Origin of the sequence: Intrasporangium chromatireducens Q5-1, from assembly GCF_000576575.1 — a bacterium.
Taxonomy (GTDB): domain Bacteria; phylum Actinomycetota; class Actinomycetes; order Actinomycetales; family Dermatophilaceae; genus Intrasporangium_A; species Intrasporangium_A chromatireducens.
The window spans coordinates 1-2,183 of the sequence record NZ_AWQS01000409.1; the positions used below are offsets into that span (position 1 = coordinate 1).

Annotated in this window: 4 protein-coding genes; 2 read left to right on the forward strand and 2 right to left on the reverse strand. The window is 71.9% G+C overall.

Annotated elements, in window-relative coordinates:
- Positions 1-53: 53 nt before the first annotated feature.
- Positions 54-1,028 (reverse strand): universal stress protein, encoded by a 975-nt coding sequence (locus N864_RS21695; RefSeq protein WP_034722378.1) that lies wholly within the window; start codon positions 1,026-1,028, stop codon positions 54-56.
- 126 nt (positions 1,029-1,154) lie between these two features.
- Between N864_RS21695 and N864_RS24915 the strand changes: the two genes are divergently transcribed.
- Positions 1,155-1,307 carry a hypothetical protein gene (locus N864_RS24915; protein WP_155893062.1) on the forward strand — a complete coding sequence of 51 codons (153 nt, stop codon included), beginning with the start codon at positions 1,155-1,157 and terminating at the stop codon, positions 1,305-1,307.
- 10 nt (positions 1,308-1,317) lie between these two features.
- On the opposite strand, the gene N864_RS21700 is transcribed toward N864_RS24915, so the two are convergent.
- Positions 1,318-1,596: a hypothetical protein gene (locus N864_RS21700; RefSeq protein ID WP_034722380.1), complete on the reverse strand. Its 279-nt coding sequence runs from the start codon at positions 1,594-1,596 to the stop codon at positions 1,318-1,320.
- A 153-nt stretch (positions 1,597-1,749) separates the two neighbouring features.
- Here N864_RS21700 and N864_RS21705 point away from each other — a divergent pair, with 153 nt between their 5' ends.
- On the forward strand, positions 1,750-2,127 hold the full coding sequence (locus N864_RS21705; RefSeq protein ID WP_034722382.1) for a hypothetical protein: 378 nt from the start codon (positions 1,750-1,752) through the stop codon (positions 2,125-2,127).
- Positions 2,128-2,183 lie beyond the last annotated feature (56 nt).

The window sequence follows — 2,183 nt, forward strand, 5'->3', positions numbered from 1 at the left end:
CGGGCGAGCGCTCGCCCGCTCAGCGGCATACCCCTTGCGTTTGGGGTCGAGCGTCAGTGCACGACCATGACGGGGCAGAGCGCCTCGTGGATCACGGTGTGGCTCACCGAGCCGAGGAGCAGCCCCGCGAAGCCGCCCCGCCCACGGGACCCGACGACGATCAGCCCGGCGTCGAAGCCGAGGTCCGCGAGGGCGTGTCCGGGGTCTCCGGACAGCACCTCGTACTCGACCGTGAGGGCCGGCTGGGTCACTCCGAGGATGGCCTTGGCCTCCCGGAGCCAGTCGTTCGCGCGGCTGCGCGTCTCACGGTCGTGGCGTCCCTTGGTGCGCGGGTCGGAGTAGGCCCGCGGCCCCACCGCGCCCGCCTCCGCCACCGCCACCACGTGCAACGGGGCGTCGGTGCGGGCCGCGATGTCGGCGGCCCGGGCGAGCGAGCGCTCGGAGTGGGGCGACCCGTCGATGCCGGCAACGACCCGACAGCCCGGACCGGGGTGAGGCGGGGTGTGGCCGTCCTCCGTGTGGGTGCGGACCACGATGGCCGGACAGCGGGAGTGCGCCGTGACGGCATACGACGTCGAGCCGAGCAGCCCGGACAGCAGGCGTCCCCGCCCGCGGCTGCCGGTCACGACGAGGTCTGCGTGCCGGGACGCCTCGACGAGCTGCCCCGCGGGGGTGCCATGGACCTGGATGCCGCTCACCCTGCCCTCCCCGAGGACCGCCGTGGCCCGGTCGACGCCCTCCTGGAGCACTGCACCGCCGGGACTGCGTCGCGCCTCGCCGTCCGGTTCGGCGCCTGCGGTCTCCTGCGCCGTGACATCAGCCGTAGAGCCCGCTTCGGCATACCGTCCGGTCGGGTCGACCGCGCTGAGGCCCGGGCTCCAGTAGAGGTCCAGGCAGTGCAGCACGGTCAGGTGCAGTCCCTGCCGCAGGGCGGACTCGGCCGCCCAGTCGAGCGCGATGCGGGCGCCCCGCGACGCGTCCCAACCGACGACGATGCCACGGACCTCGTCCGGGAAGGGCTCGCTCATCGTCCCGACCTCCTCGCGTGGCCGGGCGTCACGGCCCGGGACCGATGCTTGATCTCATCATGGCGCACCGGCTGGGCTGCCATGGGACGTCTGGTTGAGCCGGGGCGGCGCGGGTAGGTGGCGGCCATGAGCGACGACCGACCCACCAACCAGAGCCAGTCCGACGCGCAGTCCGCCACGCCGCGCGAGGACGACCTCCAAGCCGGCGGAGAGCAGCCCGAGCACTCGGACGCCGAGGTCCTCGAGTCGCAGGAGGAGGAAGGTCCCGCCACCGAGTGAGGGCTGCGCCTCAGCGTGAGACGAGCTTGAAGAAGGTGCTGTCCTCGCCGGACGCCTTGTGCTCCTGGTAGAGGAAGGCGAGCTTGTTCTCGTCGAACTTGGCGAACCAGTCGTCCCAGCTGATCTCCTCGAGCTCGTCCGAGCCTGCGCCGCCCGGGAAGTCGATCCGGAGCACCCCCGGCTCGCCGCCCGCGGTCGTGTCCCGCACCGTCGCTGGCTTGCCGTCGTGCTCCTCGACCCAGCTGCGAATCTCGTCGTGGTCCGTCGTGGTCTTGCTCGATGACGCCATCACTGGTCCTCTCGTCGTGGGCCGGCACGGTCCTTCCGCACCTCACCCGTCCCTACCCACCCGTGCGTGCGGCCACCCAAGACCGCGGGACCTACGGCCCTGTGCGGGTCCCCCGGCCCGGAGGACGGTTGAGCCAGGAAGGAGGTGCACACCATGAAACTGAAGCTCCGAGACCTCATTGCCACCGTTCTCGTTGCCGCCATCGCGGTCCCGTACGTCGGCTACCTGATGAGGGGCGAGATGCCGTTCGTGCAGGATGCCCGCGGGATGGCCGGGATCGGCTTGGTCCTGGGTGCCGCCGCATACCTCGTCCTCGGCGCTGGTGAGCGCTTCGACGCCGCAGGCAAGGTCGAGCTGACGATTGCCGTCGTCTCGCTCGCCCTCGGCGTCGCTGCCCTTGCCTTCGCGGAGGCCGCCGTCGCCGAGGTTCTCCTCGCCGTGTTCATGGGCTCGATCCTCGTCGTCTGGCTGACCCAGATGGTCGACCACGCCGGGTTCGTCCACGTGGGCCACGGCATGGGTCACGCCTGAGCGAAGGTCCACCATCGCCTCGATCGCGTCGCCGCCGGTCCTGCACCGGGCCGGCG